This is a genomic window from Citrobacter sp. RHBSTW-00986, from assembly GCF_013783065.1.
GTDB lineage: Bacteria > Pseudomonadota > Gammaproteobacteria > Enterobacterales > Enterobacteriaceae > Citrobacter > Citrobacter braakii.
Genome location: NZ_CP056200.1, coordinates 603,640 through 619,160, shown reverse-complemented (window position 1 = coordinate 619,160; position 15,521 = coordinate 603,640). Strand labels below are relative to the sequence as shown.

Genomic DNA, 15,521 nt, shown 5'->3' with positions numbered 1-15,521 from the left:
TTTACATACTGGACACCTTTATGAGCTATCCGTCGCTGTTCGCCCCGCTCGATTTAGGCTTCACCACGCTTAAAAACCGCGTGCTGATGGGTTCAATGCATACCGGGCTGGAGGAGTATCCCGACGGTGCAGAACGGCTGGCCGCGTTCTACGCCGAACGCGCCCGTCACGGCGTAGCGTTAATTGTGAGCGGAGGTATTGCGCCTGCGCTTTCCGGCGTGGGGATGGAAGGCGGCGCGATGCTGAACGACACCAGCCAGCTTGCACATCATCGCGTCATTACCGACGCGGTGCATGACGAAGGTGGCAAAATCGCCCTGCAAATCCTGCATACCGGGCGTTACAGCTACCAGCCGCATCTGGTGGCACCTTCTGCCATTCAGGCGCCAATCAACCGCTTTACGCCGCATGAGCTGACGCACGATGAGGTACTGCAGTTGATTGAAGATTTTGCCCACTGCGCTCAACTGGCGCGGGAAGCGGGCTATGATGGCGTCGAAGTGATGGGCTCGGAAGGCTATCTCATCAACGAATTCCTGACTCTGCGCACCAATCAGCGCAATGACGAGTGGGGTGGCGAGTATGCCAACCGCATGCGTTTTGCCGTGGAAGTGGTGCGCGCGGTACGCCAGCGTGCCGGTAATGACTTTATTATTATCTTCCGCCTGTCGATGCTCGATCTGGTGGAAAACGGCGGAACCTTCGACGAAACCGTCCAGCTGGCGCAAGCGATAGAAGCCGCAGGGGCGACCATTATTAACACCGGTATTGGCTGGCATGAGGCGCGTATTCCCACTATCGCCACCCCGGTGCCGCGCGGTGCGTTTAGTTGGGTGACACGTAAGCTGAAAGGGCATGTGACGATCCCACTGGTCACCACCAACCGCATTAACGATCCTCAAGTCGCCGATGACATTCTGGCCCGTGGCGATGCCGATATGGTGTCGATGGCCCGTCCGTTCCTCGCCGATGCCGAACTGCTGTCAAAAGCGCAAACCGGGCGAGCGGATGAGATCAATACCTGTATCGGCTGTAACCAGGCCTGCCTGGATAAGATCTTCGTCGGCAAAGTCACCTCTTGCCTGGTGAATCCGCGCGCCTGCCATGAGACCAAAATGCCGATCGTTGCCGCCACTGTGCCGAAAAATCTGGCGGTTGTCGGAGCAGGTCCTGCAGGCCTCGCCTTCGCCATAAATGCCGCCGCACGCGGTCATCACGTGACGTTGTTTGACGCGCATAGCGAGATTGGCGGGCAGTTTAATATCGCTAAGCAGATCCCCGGCAAAGAAGAATTTTATGAAACCCTGCGCTACTACCGCCGGATGATCGATGTGACTGGCGTGTCGCTGAAGCTGAATCACTTTGTCAGCGCACGCGATCTGTACCCCTTCGATGAAGTGATCCTCGCCAGCGGGATCGAGCCACGTATGCCACCGATCGAGGGGATCGCGCATCCTAAAGTGCTGAGCTATCTCGACGTCCTGCGCGATAAAATGCCGGTGGGCAAACGCGTGGCGATCGTTGGCTGCGGCGGGATCGGTTTTGATACCGCCATGTATTTGAGCCAGCCCGGTGAGCCCACCAGCCAAAACATTGCGGAATTCTGCGTGGAATGGGGGATCGACACCAGCCTGCAACAGCCTGGCGGCTTACGCCTGGAAGGCGCGCACTTATCCCGCAGCCCGCGCCAGATAGTGATGTTGCAGCGCAAAGCCAGCAAACCGGGACAAGGTTTAGGGAAAACGACGGGCTGGATCCATCGCGCCACCCTGCTCTCACGCGGCGTGAAAATGATCCCGGCAGTTAGCTATCAGAAAATTGATGATGATGGGTTACACGTCGTGTTGAACGGCGAACCGTTGATCTTTAACGTGGATAACGTGGTGATTTGCGCCGGACAAGAGCCGCGCCGTGAACTGGTTGATCCACTCCACGCAGCAGGTAAAACGGTGCATCTGATCGGCGGCTGCGATGTGGCGATGGAGCTGGATGCCCGACGCGCTATTGCCCAAGGGACGATGCTGGCGCTGGAAATTTAACAGTATGGATTTCGTAGGCCGGATAAGGCGGTCACGCCGCCATCCGGCACACACGATTAGCGGCGGCGACCGGTTTTGACCGCTTTTAGCACCACGAATTTATTATTGGTGGCGATGGTCACGCAGTTGCCGAAAATCTTTTTCAGCTTGTGGAAGTAGTCAAGGTGACGGTTAGCCACAATGTACAGCTCACCGTTGATTTTCAGGCAGCGGCGAGCGTGGTGGAACATCTCCCAAGCAATGTTATCCGTCAGCGCGTGCTTCTGGTGGAACGGTGGGTTACACAGCACGGCGTTAAAGCGGAACGGTTCGACGCCCGACAGCGCGTTGTTGATCATAAACTCACAGCGATCCAGCGCTTCAGGCATGTTACTTTCCACGTTCAAGCGGCTTGAAGCCACCGCCATCGGCGATTCATCAACAAATACCACGCTGGCTTCCGGGTTCTTCGCCAACAGCGTCATACCGATGACGCCGTTACCACAGCCGAGGTCAACAATCTCCCCTTCGAGGTTTTCCGGCAGATGCTCGATAAAAAAGCGCGCGCCGATATCCAGTCCGGTACGGGAGAAGACGTTGGCGTGGTTATGGATAGTCCATTCGGTACCTTCCAGCTTCCAGCTTAGCGTTTGCGAGGCAGCGGCCAACTCAGGTTTGCTGAACGTACAGTTGATTAAACGGGCTTTTTTCCACGCCAGCGTCGTGGTAGTTGGACCCAACACTTTTTCAAACAGCTCCAGCGTCGAAGTATGCACATCACGCGCTTTTGCCCCGGCGATGATACGCGTTTGCGGCGTTACCACTTCGCGCAGCGCGCGCAGTTGCTGCTCCAGCAGCGCCATGGTTTTTGGCAGCTTAATCAGCACCACGCCCGGCGCCTGCGGGTAGTCAGCCGTACTGTCGAGGAACTTGACGCTCGACTCGGCAATATCGTTGTGACGCAGGTTCTCGCGTGTGGCAAGCTCGCTGAGATAGGAGTCGCCGATGCTGTACGGCGAATGTTGCGCCAGCGCACAGCCCAGCGCGCCAAAGGTATCATTCAGGATTAGCACCGGGCCGCTAATCTCGGTATCGTCCAGCTGTTGCAGCAGATATTCATCTGCCGCTTCCCACGCCAGCAGCGGGTTAACGTCATCCGTTTCCGGGAAACGTTTAAGTGACAGCGAACGGAAACCGTTGTCTATGTGGCTCATCGGCCCTCCTGAATGGTAAAATTTCGGCGTATCCCTGAAAAGGGTGCGTGAGTATACACTTTTTATGATTGGCATGGGCAAAGATGAACCAACTAACTTATCTCCAGGGCTACCCGGAACATTTACTTTCTCAGGTGAGAACGCTGATTGCTGAACAGCGTCTGGGCGCAGTGCTGGAGAAGCGCTATCCGGGGACGCATGATTTCGCGACCGACAAAGCGCTCTGGCAATATACTCAGGATCTGAAAAATCAGTTCCTGCGTAATGCCCCGCCGCTGAATAAAGTCATGTATGACAGCAAGATACATGTTCTGAAGAATGCGCTGGGGCTGCATACCGCCGTATCTCGCGTGCAGGGCGGTAAGTTAAAAGCCAAAGCGGAGATCCGCGTTGCCACCGTGTTTCGCAATGCCCCTGAACCTTTTTTACGCATGATCGTCGTTCATGAACTGGCGCATCTGAAAGAAAAAGAGCACGACAAAGCGTTTTACCAGCTGTGTTGTCATATGGAGCCTCAGTATCATCAACTGGAGTTCGATACCCGCCTGTGGTTAACGCAACAATCGTTAAAGCAAACTGCGTAGTCGCGCACTGGCTTTGTCTTCAGAGCATGCTAAATTGACGAAAGGATCCCTTTTCGCAGCCTGAAGGCCATTATGATACGTTTCGCAGTAATTGGCACAAACTGGATCACCCGCCAGTTTGTCGATGCCGCCCATGAAACCGGCAAATATAAGTTAACCGCGGTCTATTCCCGTAGCCTCGAGCAGGCGCAGACCTTCGCCAACGATTACCCCGTCGAGCATCTGTTTACCTCGCTGGACGCGATGGCGCAAAGCGAGGCGATCGACGCCGTCTACATCGCCAGTCCAAACTCCCTGCACTTCCCGCAGACCGAGCTGTTTTTGCGGCACAAAAAGCATGTTATTTGCGAAAAGCCGCTGGCCTCAAACCTGGCGCAAGCCGAAGCCGCTATCGCCTGCGCGCGCGAAAATCAGGTCGTGCTGTTTGAAGCGTTTAAGACCGCCAGCTTGCCTAACTTCCTGCTGTTGCAGCAATCTCTACCCAAAGTCGGAAGAATCAGGAAAGCGTTTATTAATTACTGCCAGTACTCCTCGCGTTACCAGCGCTATCTGGACGGTGAAAATCCGAACACGTTTAATCCGGCGTTCTCAAATGGCTCGATCATGGATATCGGTTTTTACTGCCTGGCCTCAGCGGTTGCGCTGTGGGGTGAACCGCAAAGCGTTCAGGCCAGCGCCAGTCTGCTGGAAAGCGGCGTAGATGCCCACGGCGTGGTGGTGATGAATTACGGTGATTTCAGCGTCACACTCCAGCACTCAAAAGTAAGCGACTCGGTGTTAGCCAGTGAAATTCAGGGCGAGCAGGGATCGCTGGTGATCGAGCATATCTCCGAGTGTCAGAAAGTGTGCTTCGTTCCTCGCGGGGGGAAAACCCAGGATCTGACGACGCCTCAGCACATCAATACTATGCTGTATGAGGCAGAGGCTTTTGCTCATTTGGTTGAATCCGGCGAAGTGGATCACCCCGCACTGGCCGTCAGCCGTATCACCGCCAAACTGCAAACAGAGATTCGCCGCCAGACCGGCGTGATTTTCCCGGCAGATGAAGCGGTAACATCGCTGACTGCGTAAAGGTATGTAAAACGAATGTTGCAGGCCATTGACTGAATGCATGGCCTGTAATATTTTGTAACCCGCAAAGGGGAGTAACTTCGTTGTCGGTTGATCGTCATTACGATGTGTGAAAAACCACATCCGGTCGCCGGGCGATAACAAAGGAATACGCCATCGTATTCCTTTGTTGTTGTAAGTGAGACCTTGCCGAATGGCAAGGTCTATGCATAAAAAGCAGCGGCTAACGTCATTCGGCGTTGGCCGTTTTTTTTATGCATGGGGAAATACAATGAATACTGTCGGCACACCGTTGTTATGGGGTGGCTTCGCTGTCGTGGTGGTAATTATGCTGGCCATCGACCTGCTGTTGCAGGGTCGTCGTGGCGCGCATACGATGTCGATGAAGCAGGCTGCGGCCTGGTCAATCGTTTGGGTAACGCTGTCGTTACTGTTTAACGCCGTCTTCTGGTGGTACCTGGCACAAACCCAGGGCCGCGCCGTTGCCGACCCACAGGCGCTGGCTTTCCTTACCGGCTATTTGATCGAAAAATCGCTGGCAGTAGATAACGTCTTTGTCTGGTTGATGCTGTTCAGCTACTTCTCCGTACCGCCTGCGTTGCAGCGTCGGGTACTGGTGTATGGCGTGCTGGGAGCCATTGTTCTGCGTACGATCATGATCTTCGCCGGCAGTTGGCTTATCACCCAATTTGAGTGGCTGTTGTACGTGTTCGGTGCATTCCTGCTGTTTACCGGCGTGAAGATGGCGCTGGCGAAAGAAGATGCTTCCGGTATTGGCGACAGACCGTTAGTACGCTGGCTGCGCGGTCATTTGCGCATGACCGATACCATCGAAGATGAAAAATTCTTCGTGCGTAAAAACGGCCTGCTGTTTGTTACACCGCTGATGCTGGTGTTGATTCTGGTTGAGCTGAGCGACGTCATTTTCGCCGTCGACAGTATTCCGGCTATCTTTGCCGTCACTACCGACCCGTTCATCGTGTTGACCTCAAACCTGTTTGCTATTTTGGGTCTGCGCGCAATGTACTTCCTGCTGGCGGGCGTGGCGGAGCGTTTCTCCATGCTGAAGTACGGTTTGTCGGTCATTCTGGTGTTTATCGGTATTAAGATGCTGATCGTCGATTTCTATCATATCCCGATCGCTATCTCGTTAGGCGTGGTATTTGGCATTCTGTTTGTGACGCTGATTGTGAACGCCTGGGTCAACCACCAGCACGATAAAAAGCAGCAAATACAGTAAGTTTCATCTGCTAGCTGAAAAGCCCGACAGCACACTGCGTGCGTCGGGCTTTTTGTTTATCATGTCAAAATAATGTTAACTTAAAGTTATAAAATATGATCTCAACGCGAAATCCAGGATATTTCGCTTCCAGAACCCTGTTCTTTCCTTATACTCAGCCATGCAAACATTTGCCTCATCCTGAAAGATGCGTCTACAGAACGCACAAAGGCAGGGCAACAACACAATGAAAGGATTACTACATGACTACGCAACGTTCATCGGGGCTATTCTCGCGCCTGGCGCAAGGGAGCCTGGTTAAACAAATTTTGATCGGTTTGGTTCTGGGGATTTTACTGGCACTGGTGTCAAAACCTGCGGCAGAAGCCGTTGGTTTACTGGGTACTCTGTTCGTCGGCGCGTTAAAAGCCGTCGCGCCAATTCTGGTTCTGATGCTGGTAATGGCTTCTATCGCCAACCACCAGCACGGGCAAAAAACCAATATCCGCCCAATCCTGTTCCTCTACCTGCTCGGAACATTTTCCGCAGCGTTAGCGGCCGTTGTCTTCAGCTTCGCCTTCCCATCGACACTGCATCTTTCCAGCAGCGCCAGCGATATCGTACCGCCGTCCGGCATTATCGAAGTGATGCGTGGCCTGCTAATGAGCATGGTTTCTAACCCAATTGATGCACTGCTTAACGCCAACTACATCGGCATCCTGGTTTGGGCCGTCGGTCTGGGCTTTGCGCTGCGTCACGGTAATGAAACGACCAAAAATCTGGTCAACGATATGTCCAACGCTGTTACCTTTATGGTGAAGCTGGTGATTCGTTTCGCGCCGATCGGTATCTTCGGCCTGGTCTCCTCCACGCTGGCAACCACCGGTTTCGCCACGCTTTGGGGCTACGCACATCTGCTGACCGTGCTGGTAGGCTGTATGCTGCTGGTAGCGTTGGTGGTCAACCCGCTGCTGGTATTCTGGAAAATTCGCCGCAACCCATATCCGTTAGTGCTGGCCTGTCTGCGTGAAAGCGGCGTGTACGCCTTCTTTACCCGCAGCTCCGCGGCAAACATTCCGGTGAATATGGCGCTGTGTGAGAAGCTGAACCTGGATCGTGATACCTATTCGGTGTCTATCCCGCTGGGAGCTACCATCAATATGGCTGGCGCGGCGATCACCATTACCGTGTTGACGCTGGCGGCGGTCAATACGTTGGGTATTCCGGTCGATTTACCGACGGCGCTGTTACTGAGCGTGGTGGCTTCGCTGTGCGCCTGCGGCGCATCGGGCGTGGCGGGGGGTTCTCTGCTGCTGATCCCACTGGCATGTAATATGTTCGGTATCCCGAATGACATCGCCATGCAGGTCGTTGCCGTTGGCTTTATCATCGGCGTATTGCAGGATTCCTGTGAAACGGCGCTGAACTCTTCTACAGACGTCCTGTTTACCGCTGCGGCCTGCCAGGCTGAAGACGAACGTCTGGCAAATAACGCCCTGCGCGGCTAATCTCTGCCCCTCCGTCACCGGACGGAGGGGTTCTCTTCTTGTACGCTTTTTTCAATTTTGAATGGATCAATTCCGCGTTTTTGCATCCGCCGGAAGCGAATAATGTTCAGGCCGTTCATCACCAGAAAACTACCTTCGATCATCGTCCCACCAATCGATCCCAACCAGAAATTATGGATAACCCAACAGGCGGTTGCGCACCACATTACGCAGCGCACGGTCAGCCCCTGGCAGCGAAACAGCGCCCAGGTGCTGGCCAGCGTGCCAATAATCGGTAACAGCTCCATCGCATGCTGTAATTTCGCCAGCCCGAGAACCAGGGTGAGGATAATAAAAACGGTCATTACCCACAGTTTGCGGGTATGCATCGAGACGAGTGTGCGGATGGTGTTTAGCTCTGCACTCATTCCCGCAGGCCAGGCGCCCATCAGAAAAAAATGCACGCCAATGGTGGCGCTGTAGACGGCAAGTTGCAGCCGGAACCGGCGCTCATCTCGATTGAAAAAGGTGGTAATGCCGATCAAAAAGGCGATGACACCTACGCCCTGGGCCAGCCAATACGCGGTCATGGAAGATCCTTGTGAGGAAACGCAAAAACAAACGGCGCCCCATATTATGAAACGCCGTTTTTTAAAATCCACTCCATTTCGATTACCCAAAAGATTTCGTGCTACCGCAAGGCGGTAAGTTCAGACATCCCCGGGAGCTTACTGGAGTAAGTGACCGGGGTGAATGGACGCAGCCAACGCGGCTGTCACGCGAAAGTTGAAGGGTAATTACAATGTTACGCCGCTTTTAAAGATAGCCAGTTCCCGGAAATCGTTGCGCTCGTTGCAGGTTTGCTTGCCATTGGCGAACTCAACGATCGTATCGACAAACTCGCTCAGCAGCTGAGGCATCGCTTTACCGTGGATCAGCTGTCCGGCGTCAAAATCGATCCAGTGTTTTTTCTTGGCCGCCAACTCGCTGTTGGTCGCAATTTTCACCGTCGGCACAAAACCGCCGTACGGCGTACCGCGGCCGGTGCTGAACAGCACCATATGACAGCCCGCGCCCGCGAGGGCACTGGTAGCAACCGCATCGTTACCCGGCGCGCTCAGTAAGTTCAGGCCGTGTGTCTTCAGGCGTTCGCCGTAGCGCAGTACATCCACCACCTGGCTGGAGCCCGCTTTTTGCGTGCAACCCAGAGATTTATCTTCCAGCGTGGTGATCCCGCCCGCTTTGTTGCCCGGCGATGGATTCTCGTAAATCGGCTGGTCGTGAGCAATGAAGTACTGCTTAAAGTCATTGACCATGGTCACCAGCTTGCCGAAAGTTTCTTCGTCACGGCAGTGGTCCATCAGCAGCTGCTCGGCACCGAACATTTCCGGTACTTCAGTCAGCACGGTGGTGCCGCCGTTGGCAATCACGTAGTCGGAAAAACGCCCCAGCATCGGGTTGGCGGTAATACCGGACAGGCCGTCAGAGCCGCCGCATTCCAGACCAAACTTCAGCTCGCCCAGCTTACCCGGCTCACGCTTATCGTTACGCATCACGTTGTACAACTGATGGAGATGTTCAATCCCCGCTTCCACTTCGTCTTCCTGATGTTGGCAGACCATAAAGTGAACACGCTCAGGATCGTACTCGCCTAAAGTTTCGCGGAAGGCATCAACCTGGTTGTTTTCACAGCCCAGGCCGACCACCAGCACCGCACCCGCATTCGGGTGGCGCACCATATTTTGCAGCATGGTACGGGTGTTGATGTGGTCGTCACCCAGTTGCGAACAGCCGTAGGTGTGACTGAAAAGATGCACGCCGTCGATACCCTCGGCGTCGTTGGTCTCTTTCAGAAAGCGGTTCTGCATCTGACGCGCCATGGCGTTGACGCAGCCGACCGTCGGCAGGATCCACAGTTCGTTGCGCACGCCGACCTCGCCGTTAGCACGACGGTAGATCTGTACATCGCGATCGGCGGGTTGAACAAGCTCTGCCTGAAAATCAGGGTGGTAGCTATACGTGTCCAGGTCGCTCAGATTCGTGCGCGTGTTGTGAGCATGAATATGCTCACCCGCCGCCACGTCCACCAACGTATGACCGATTGGCAAACCGTATTTAATGACGTTTTCGCCTTGCGCAATATCGCATAAAGCGAATTTATGGCCACGAGAAACCGCTTGGCGCAGGATTACCGCTTGCCCATCAACGGTGACTTCGGTTCCTTCAGCCAAATCAGCGAGCGCTACCGCGACGTTATCCAGCGTATGGATCTTGATGTATTGCATACCTTCACCCAGGCCTTAGTTCAGTTCAATGGCGAAATAATCACGCGCATTGTTGAAGCAAATATTTCTGACCATTTCACCCAACAGCTGGATATCTGCCGGCGCTTCACCTGCAGCAACCCAACGGCCAATCATCTGGCACAGGATGCGACGGAAGTATTCATGGCGCGTGTATGACAGGAAGCTACGGCTATCGGTCAGCATGCCGACGAAACGGCTCAGCAGACCGAGCTGGGCCAGTTGCGTCATCTGACGTTCCATACCGTCTTTCTGATCGTTGAACCACCAGCCGGAACCGAACTGCATCTTGCCCGGCATACCTTCGCCCTGGAAGTTGCCGATCATGGTGCCCAGCACTTCGTTATCGCGCGGGTTCAGGCAGTAGAGAATGGTTTTCGGCAGCAGGTTCTGTTCGTTCTGCTTGCTCAGCAGTTTGGACAGCTCTTCGGCCATCGGGCGATCGTTGATGGAGTCGAAGCCGACATCCGCACCCAACAGTTTGAACTGACGCAGGTTGTTATTACGCAGCGCGCCGATGTGGTACTGCTGTACCCATTCACGACGCGCGTATTCCGCACCGAGGAACACCAGCACCGCGGTTTTAAACTGGGCAACTTCATGCTCGCTCAGCGTTTCACCCGCCAGGCGGCGTGACAGAATGCTATCCAGTTCAGATTCGTTAGATTCAGCAAACAGCACCACGTCCAGCGCGTGGTCAGAGACTTTACAGCCGTGAGCCGCAAAGTGATCCAGACGTTTGGTCAGCGCAGCTTGCAGGTCGCTGAAGCGGCGGATATCCGTGTCAGACACCTCACCGAGCTTCGCCATATAGTCATTAAAGGTCGCCTGCTCAATGTTAAAGGCTTTATCCGGACGCCAGCTCGGCAGCACTTTCACATCAAAGCTTGCGTCTTTAGCAACGGCCGCGTGATGCTCAAGAGAGTCGATTGGGTCATCGGTAGTACCGACCATTTTCACATTCATCTGCTGCATGATGCCGCGCGCGGAGAATTTGTCCTGCGCCAGCAGTTCATTGCACTGGTTCCAGATTTCGTCAGCCGTTGCCGGAGACAACAGCTTACCTGTAATACCAAACGGGCGACGTAATTCGAGGTGGGTCCAATGGTACAGCGGGTTACCGATTGTGTGCGGAACCGTGGCGGCCCAGGCGTCAAACTTCTCGCGATCGGACGCATCGCCGGTACACAGGCGCTCAGCGACGCCGTTAGTACGCATCGCACGCCACTTGTAGTGGTCACCCTTCAGCCAGATGTCATACAGGTTATTAAAACGGTAGTTTTCCGCGATTTGTTGCGGTGGCAAATGGCAGTGGTAGTCGAAGATTGGCTGGTCTTTGGCGTAATCATGATACAGACGGCGGGCAAATTCGGTGTCCAACAGGAAATCTTCAGTCATAAACGGGGTCATTATCGTCTTCCTCTCAGCGAGTGCGTCAGATTGCTTATGTTTTGATGTTGACAAAGTTATCACACCAATTTCCATACACTGAAGATATTTTCGTGAGTTAGATCAACAAATGGCGACAAAAAAATTACTCTCAAAGAGGTAAACCTCGCGCCAAGCCGCACCAGCACTGGCTTTGCTGAATCGAAATAATGACCACACGAAGATTCACACTTTTGTGATGGCACTCACCTTTTAAAGCTGTATGACAAGTTATCTTTTTGCCGTCGCGATACATAAGCCGACGGAATGCAAATTACCGATGTATCACCATCGGATTAACCGGTACGGAAACCGAATTAGCACAAATATTGACATGGCAGAGTTCGGGGAGTACCGGCTTTTTTTCGGTTACCCCCTCGTAAAAGAACATCCTCCTCCCTGAACTGGAAGATGACCGCTCGTTCGCGGACATAACAAAACGATGAGGTTTTACATGCGTAAAATTAAAGGGTTACGTTGGTACATGATCGCACTGGTGACGCTTGGCACCGTGCTGGGTTATCTGACACGTAACACTGTGGCGGCAGCTGCGCCAACTCTGATGGAAGAGTTACACATCTCCACCCAACAGTATTCCTATATCATCGCAGCGTATTCTGCTGCTTACACCGTAATGCAACCTGTTGCCGGCTATGTGCTCGATGTGCTCGGCACAAAAATTGGTTACGCGATGTTCGCCGTTCTGTGGGCCGTCTTCTGTGGCGCGACCGCACTGGCTGGTAGCTGGGGTGGACTGGCGCTGGCGCGAGGCGCAGTCGGTGCCGCTGAAGCTGCGATGATTCCTGCGGGTCTGAAAGCCAGCTCTGAATGGTTCCCGGCAAAAGAACGTTCAATCGCAGTGGGTTACTTTAACGTCGGTTCCTCTATCGGCGCGATGATTGCTCCGCCGCTGGTCGTCTGGGCTATCGTCATGCACAGCTGGCAGATGGCATTCATTATTTCTGGTGCCCTGAGCTTTATCTGGGCCATGTGCTGGTTGGTATTTTACAAACACCCACGCGACCAGAAAAAACTGTCTGATGAAGAACGTGATTACATTCTGAATGGTCAGGAATCACAGCATAAAAACAGCACCGCCAAGAAAATGTCTCTCGGTCAGATCCTGCGTAACCGCCAGTTCTGGGGCATCGCGCTGCCGCGTTTCCTAGCAGAGCCGGCCTGGGGTACCTTTAACGCCTGGATCCCGCTGTTCATGTTTAAAGTCTACGGCTTTAACCTGAAAGAGATTGCGATGTTTGCCTGGATGCCGATGCTGTTTGCTGACCTGGGCTGTATCGTAGGGGGTTACTTACCGCCGCTGTTCCAGCGCTGGTTCGGCGTTAACCTGATCGTTTCCCGTAAAATGGTCGTCACCATGGGCGCATTGCTGATGATTGGCCCAGGGATGATCGGTCTGTTCACCAGCCCGTACATTGCTATCGCCCTGCTGTGCGTCGGCGGCTTTGCTCACCAGGCGCTGTCCGGTGCGCTGATCACGCTCTCTTCTGACGTATTTGGTCGTAATGAAGTGGCAACCGCGAACGGTCTGACCGGTATGTCCGCCTGGCTTGCAAGTACGCTGTTTGCGCTGGTCGTTGGCGCGCTGGCTGACACCATCGGCTTCAGCCCGCTGTTCGCCGTACTGGCGGTATTCGACCTGCTCGGCGCGTTAGTCATCTGGACGGTATTGCAGAACAAATCGGCCAGCGAGGTAGAGTCAGCTTCGCAAACTGGCGATCCCGCTGCGCAAAGTTAACCAGACACGATTTAACAAGGTTATGTAATCTAAGCCGCCAGTCATCTGGCGGCTTTTTTATCGCCGCGAGTGGAGCCGTAATCGCAAAAGTGGTATAACAAATAGAGTCTGCCGTATCATGCCTGGAGCGCATATGGAAATCACCGAACCACGACGTTTGTACCAACAACTTGCCGCTGATCTGAAAGAACGCATTGAGCAGGGTGTCTACCTGGTGGGTGACAAACTCCCCGCCGAGCGCTTTATCGCCGATGAAAAAAATGTCAGCCGCACCGTGGTTCGTGAAGCGATTATCATGCTCGAGGTTGAGGGCTATGTTGAAGTGCGTAAAGGATCGGGGATCCACGTCATTTCAAACCAACCCAAACACTATGTCGCGCCAGATGAAAGTCTGGAATTCGCCAGCTACGGTCCATTTGAGCTGCTCCAGGCTCGCCAGCTCATAGAAAGCAACATTGCTGAGTTTGCCGCCACCCAGGTGACCAAACAGGACATCATGAAACTGATGGAAATTCAGGAGAAGTCGCGTAACGAAAAAAGCTTTCGTGACTCCGAGTGGGATCTCCTGTTCCATGTGCAGGTCGCGCTGGCAACACAGAACTCTGCCCTGGCCGCGATTGTTGAAAAAATGTGGACTCAGCGTATTCACAACCCCTACTGGAAGAAGCTGCACGACCACATCGACCTGCGTACGGTAGATAACTGGTGCGACGACCATGACCAGATCCTGCGGGCGCTGATTCGCAAAGATCCACACGCCGCCAAACTGGCGATGTGGCAGCATCTTGAGAACACAAAGCAGATGCTGTTTAACGAAACCAGCGATGATTTTGAATTCAACGCAGACCGTTATCTTTTTACCGATAATCCCGTCATTCATCTCGATACGGCAGCTAACGGCGCAAAATAAACAATCTTAACGATGCAGGCGCGACAAAGCGCCTGTTTCTGACGCTTGGTAAGCATTAGGTATAAAGTGTCAGCCTGTGTAAATCCTCTCGCCTCCCTCCATTGCGATAAGCAAAATCACAGGACAACACCCGTAATTTCTATAACGGACTACGTTGACCTTTGTTACAATTAGTTGTTATTTGAATTTTTGTGTTTGAGAGCTTGCTTACTTCACAACTTTACAGGGAATAGTTCAGGCCGTGAATTTGTGTCAGACCGCGATCCATGTAAAAAACACCAATAAAATTGCGGCGTTACAAACTCCAGAATACCGGCATGACGACAACCGATTCTCCAGGAATATTGAATGGAACTACTGACTCAATTACTGAATGCTTTATGGGCTCAGGATTTTGAAACGCTGGCCAATCCCTCCATGATTGGCATGCTCTATTTCGTACTGTTTACCATTTTGTTTCTGGAAAATGGACTGCTGCCAGCAGCCTTTTTACCTGGCGACAGTCTACTGGTACTGGTCGGCGTACTTATCGCTAAAGGCGCGATGGGTTTTCCGCAAACGGTACTGCTGCTCACCACCGCGGCCAGCCTGGGTTGCTGGCTCAGCTATATCCAGGGGAGATGGCTGGGAAATACCCGCACCGTTCAAAACTGGCTGTCTCATCTACCCGCGCACTACCATCAGCGCGCACATCATCTGTTCCATAAGCATGGCTTGTCTGCCCTGTTGGTCGGTCGCTTTATCGCGTTTGTCAGAACATTACTGCCGACCATCGCAGGATTGTCCGGTCTGAACAATGCGCGCTTTCAGTTCTTTAACTGGATGAGCGGACTGCTTTGGGTTCTGATTCTCACAACGCTTGGCTATCTGCTGGGCAAAACGCCAGTGTTTCTCAAATATGAAGATCAGCTGATGTCTTGTCTGATGCTGCTTCCCGTGGTGTTACTGGTGTTTGGTCTGGCAGGTTCCCTGGTTGTGCTTTGGAAAAAGAAATACGGGAACCGAGGGTAAATTATGCTGAAATCATGCATAACACTCCGACGACTGGCCTGGACGACTACTTTTATGCTGTTTATCGGCGCGCTGCTCCTGACCTGGTCGGTCATCCGCCAGCAGGAGTCAACGCTTGCCATTCGTGCTGTAAACCAGGGAGCCACCATGCCTGATGGCTTCTCTATCTGGCATCACCTGGACGCCAACGGCATTCGCTTTAAAAGCATTACTCCGCAAAATGACGCGCTGCTGATCACCTTTGATTCCAGCGCGCAAAGCGCAGCCGCAAAGGTCGTGCTGGACCGAACGTTACCGCACGGTTTCGTTATTGCTCAGCAGGATGATGATAATCAGGCGGTACAGTGGTTATCCCGCTTACGTGATACCCCGCACCGTTTTGGTTAATCTCCAGGAATCTGAATTAGATCACTCACTTTGGTGATTTCATCATTTAGCGCCTATGATTAATAAACTGGGTTTATGACCCATTGCTTTATTATTCTGGAGCATCGGCCAAAGCCACAAGGTCGAATCACAA

General features: G+C 53.4%; 13 protein-coding genes. 9 read left to right on the top strand and 4 right to left on the bottom strand.

What is annotated here, in order from left to right; genetic code table 11:
• The first annotated feature begins 20 nt into the window (after nt 1-20).
• Nucleotides 21-2,039, top strand: a complete 2,019-nt coding sequence (locus tag HV345_RS03070) for an FAD-dependent oxidoreductase (RefSeq protein WP_181636233.1) — start codon at nt 21-23, stop codon at nt 2,037-2,039.
• Nucleotides 2,040-2,095: 56 nt separating this feature from the next.
• On the opposite strand, the gene rlmG is transcribed toward HV345_RS03070, so the two are convergent.
• Nucleotides 2,096-3,232: a 23S rRNA (guanine(1835)-N(2))-methyltransferase RlmG gene (gene rlmG / locus HV345_RS03065; RefSeq protein WP_016157532.1), complete on the bottom strand. Its 1,137-nt coding sequence runs from the start codon at nt 3,230-3,232 to the stop codon at nt 2,096-2,098.
• An 83-nt stretch (nt 3,233-3,315) separates the two neighbouring features.
• On the opposite strand from rlmG, the gene HV345_RS03060 reads away from it, so the two are divergent.
• The 4 genes from HV345_RS03060 to sstT all read left to right on the top strand — a co-directional run bounded on the left by HV345_RS03060 (nt 3,316) and on the right by sstT (nt 7,614).
• Nucleotides 3,316-3,816 carry a M48 family metallopeptidase gene (locus tag HV345_RS03060; RefSeq protein ID WP_016154609.1) on the top strand — a complete coding sequence of 167 codons (501 nt, stop codon included), beginning with the start codon at nt 3,316-3,318 and terminating at the stop codon, nt 3,814-3,816.
• Nucleotides 3,817-3,888: 72 nt separating this feature from the next.
• Entirely contained in the window at nt 3,889-4,887 is a 999-nt protein-coding gene (locus HV345_RS03055) for a Gfo/Idh/MocA family protein (RefSeq protein WP_181636232.1), read from the top strand.
• A 271-nt stretch (nt 4,888-5,158) separates the two neighbouring features.
• Entirely contained in the window at nt 5,159-6,127 is a 969-nt protein-coding gene (locus HV345_RS03050) for a TerC family protein (protein ID WP_016154611.1), read from the top strand.
• A 242-nt stretch (nt 6,128-6,369) separates the two neighbouring features.
• Nucleotides 6,370-7,614 carry a serine/threonine transporter SstT gene (gene sstT, locus HV345_RS03045; protein WP_016154612.1) on the top strand — a complete coding sequence of 415 codons (1,245 nt, stop codon included), beginning with the start codon at nt 6,370-6,372 and terminating at the stop codon, nt 7,612-7,614.
• A 14-nt stretch (nt 7,615-7,628) separates the two neighbouring features.
• Here sstT and HV345_RS03040 read toward each other — a convergent pair whose 3' ends face one another.
• The 3 genes from HV345_RS03040 to uxaC all read right to left on the bottom strand — a co-directional run bounded on the left by HV345_RS03040 (nt 7,629) and on the right by uxaC (nt 11,306).
• Nucleotides 7,629-8,183, bottom strand: coding sequence for a YgjV family protein (locus tag HV345_RS03040; RefSeq protein WP_016154613.1), 555 nt, complete (start codon nt 8,181-8,183; stop codon nt 7,629-7,631).
• Between the two features lie 207 nt (nt 8,184-8,390).
• Nucleotides 8,391-9,878 (bottom strand): UxaA family hydrolase, encoded by a 1,488-nt coding sequence (locus HV345_RS03035; RefSeq protein WP_016157534.1) that lies wholly within the window; start codon nt 9,876-9,878, stop codon nt 8,391-8,393.
• Nucleotides 9,879-9,893: 15 nt separating this feature from the next.
• Nucleotides 9,894-11,306 carry a glucuronate isomerase gene (uxaC, locus tag HV345_RS03030; RefSeq protein WP_053389275.1) on the bottom strand — a complete coding sequence of 471 codons (1,413 nt, stop codon included), beginning with the start codon at nt 11,304-11,306 and terminating at the stop codon, nt 9,894-9,896.
• 472 nt (nt 11,307-11,778) lie between these two features.
• On the opposite strand from uxaC, the gene HV345_RS03025 reads away from it, so the two are divergent.
• The 4 genes from HV345_RS03025 to mzrA all read left to right on the top strand — a co-directional run bounded on the left by HV345_RS03025 (nt 11,779) and on the right by mzrA (nt 15,388).
• Nucleotides 11,779-13,080, top strand: coding sequence for an MFS transporter (locus tag HV345_RS03025; RefSeq protein ID WP_016154616.1), 1,302 nt, complete (start codon nt 11,779-11,781; stop codon nt 13,078-13,080).
• A gap of 133 nt (nt 13,081-13,213) precedes the next feature.
• Nucleotides 13,214-13,990, top strand: a complete 777-nt coding sequence (gene exuR, locus HV345_RS03020) for a transcriptional regulator ExuR (protein WP_016157536.1) — start codon at nt 13,214-13,216, stop codon at nt 13,988-13,990.
• 348 nt (nt 13,991-14,338) lie between these two features.
• Nucleotides 14,339-15,001 carry a DedA family general envelope maintenance protein YqjA gene (gene yqjA / locus HV345_RS03015; protein ID WP_003024820.1) on the top strand — a complete coding sequence of 221 codons (663 nt, stop codon included), beginning with the start codon at nt 14,339-14,341 and terminating at the stop codon, nt 14,999-15,001.
• Nucleotides 15,002-15,019: 18 nt separating this feature from the next.
• Nucleotides 15,020-15,388 carry an EnvZ/OmpR regulon moderator MzrA gene (gene mzrA, locus HV345_RS03010; RefSeq protein ID WP_029139667.1) on the top strand — a complete coding sequence of 123 codons (369 nt, stop codon included), beginning with the start codon at nt 15,020-15,022 and terminating at the stop codon, nt 15,386-15,388.
• Nucleotides 15,389-15,521: the final 133 nt, after the last annotated feature.

Coding starts and splice junctions, on each gene's coding strand:
- HV345_RS03070 (WP_181636233.1), top strand. CDS start 21: ATGAGCTATCCGTCGCTGTTCGCCCCGCTCGATTTAGGCTTCACCACG.
- rlmG (WP_016157532.1), bottom strand. CDS start 3,232: ATGAGCCACATAGACAACGGTTTCCGTTCGCTGTCACTTAAACGTTTC.
- HV345_RS03060 (WP_016154609.1), top strand. CDS start 3,316: ATGAACCAACTAACTTATCTCCAGGGCTACCCGGAACATTTACTTTCT.
- HV345_RS03055 (WP_181636232.1), top strand. CDS start 3,889: ATGATACGTTTCGCAGTAATTGGCACAAACTGGATCACCCGCCAGTTT.
- HV345_RS03050 (WP_016154611.1), top strand. CDS start 5,159: ATGAATACTGTCGGCACACCGTTGTTATGGGGTGGCTTCGCTGTCGTG.
- sstT (WP_016154612.1), top strand. CDS start 6,370: ATGACTACGCAACGTTCATCGGGGCTATTCTCGCGCCTGGCGCAAGGG.
- HV345_RS03040 (WP_016154613.1), bottom strand. CDS start 8,183: ATGACCGCGTATTGGCTGGCCCAGGGCGTAGGTGTCATCGCCTTTTTG.
- HV345_RS03035 (WP_016157534.1), bottom strand. CDS start 9,878: ATGCAATACATCAAGATCCATACGCTGGATAACGTCGCGGTAGCGCTC.
- uxaC (WP_053389275.1), bottom strand. CDS start 11,306: ATGACCCCGTTTATGACTGAAGATTTCCTGTTGGACACCGAATTTGCC.
- HV345_RS03025 (WP_016154616.1), top strand. CDS start 11,779: ATGCGTAAAATTAAAGGGTTACGTTGGTACATGATCGCACTGGTGACG.
- exuR (WP_016157536.1), top strand. CDS start 13,214: ATGGAAATCACCGAACCACGACGTTTGTACCAACAACTTGCCGCTGAT.
- yqjA (WP_003024820.1), top strand. CDS start 14,339: ATGGAACTACTGACTCAATTACTGAATGCTTTATGGGCTCAGGATTTT.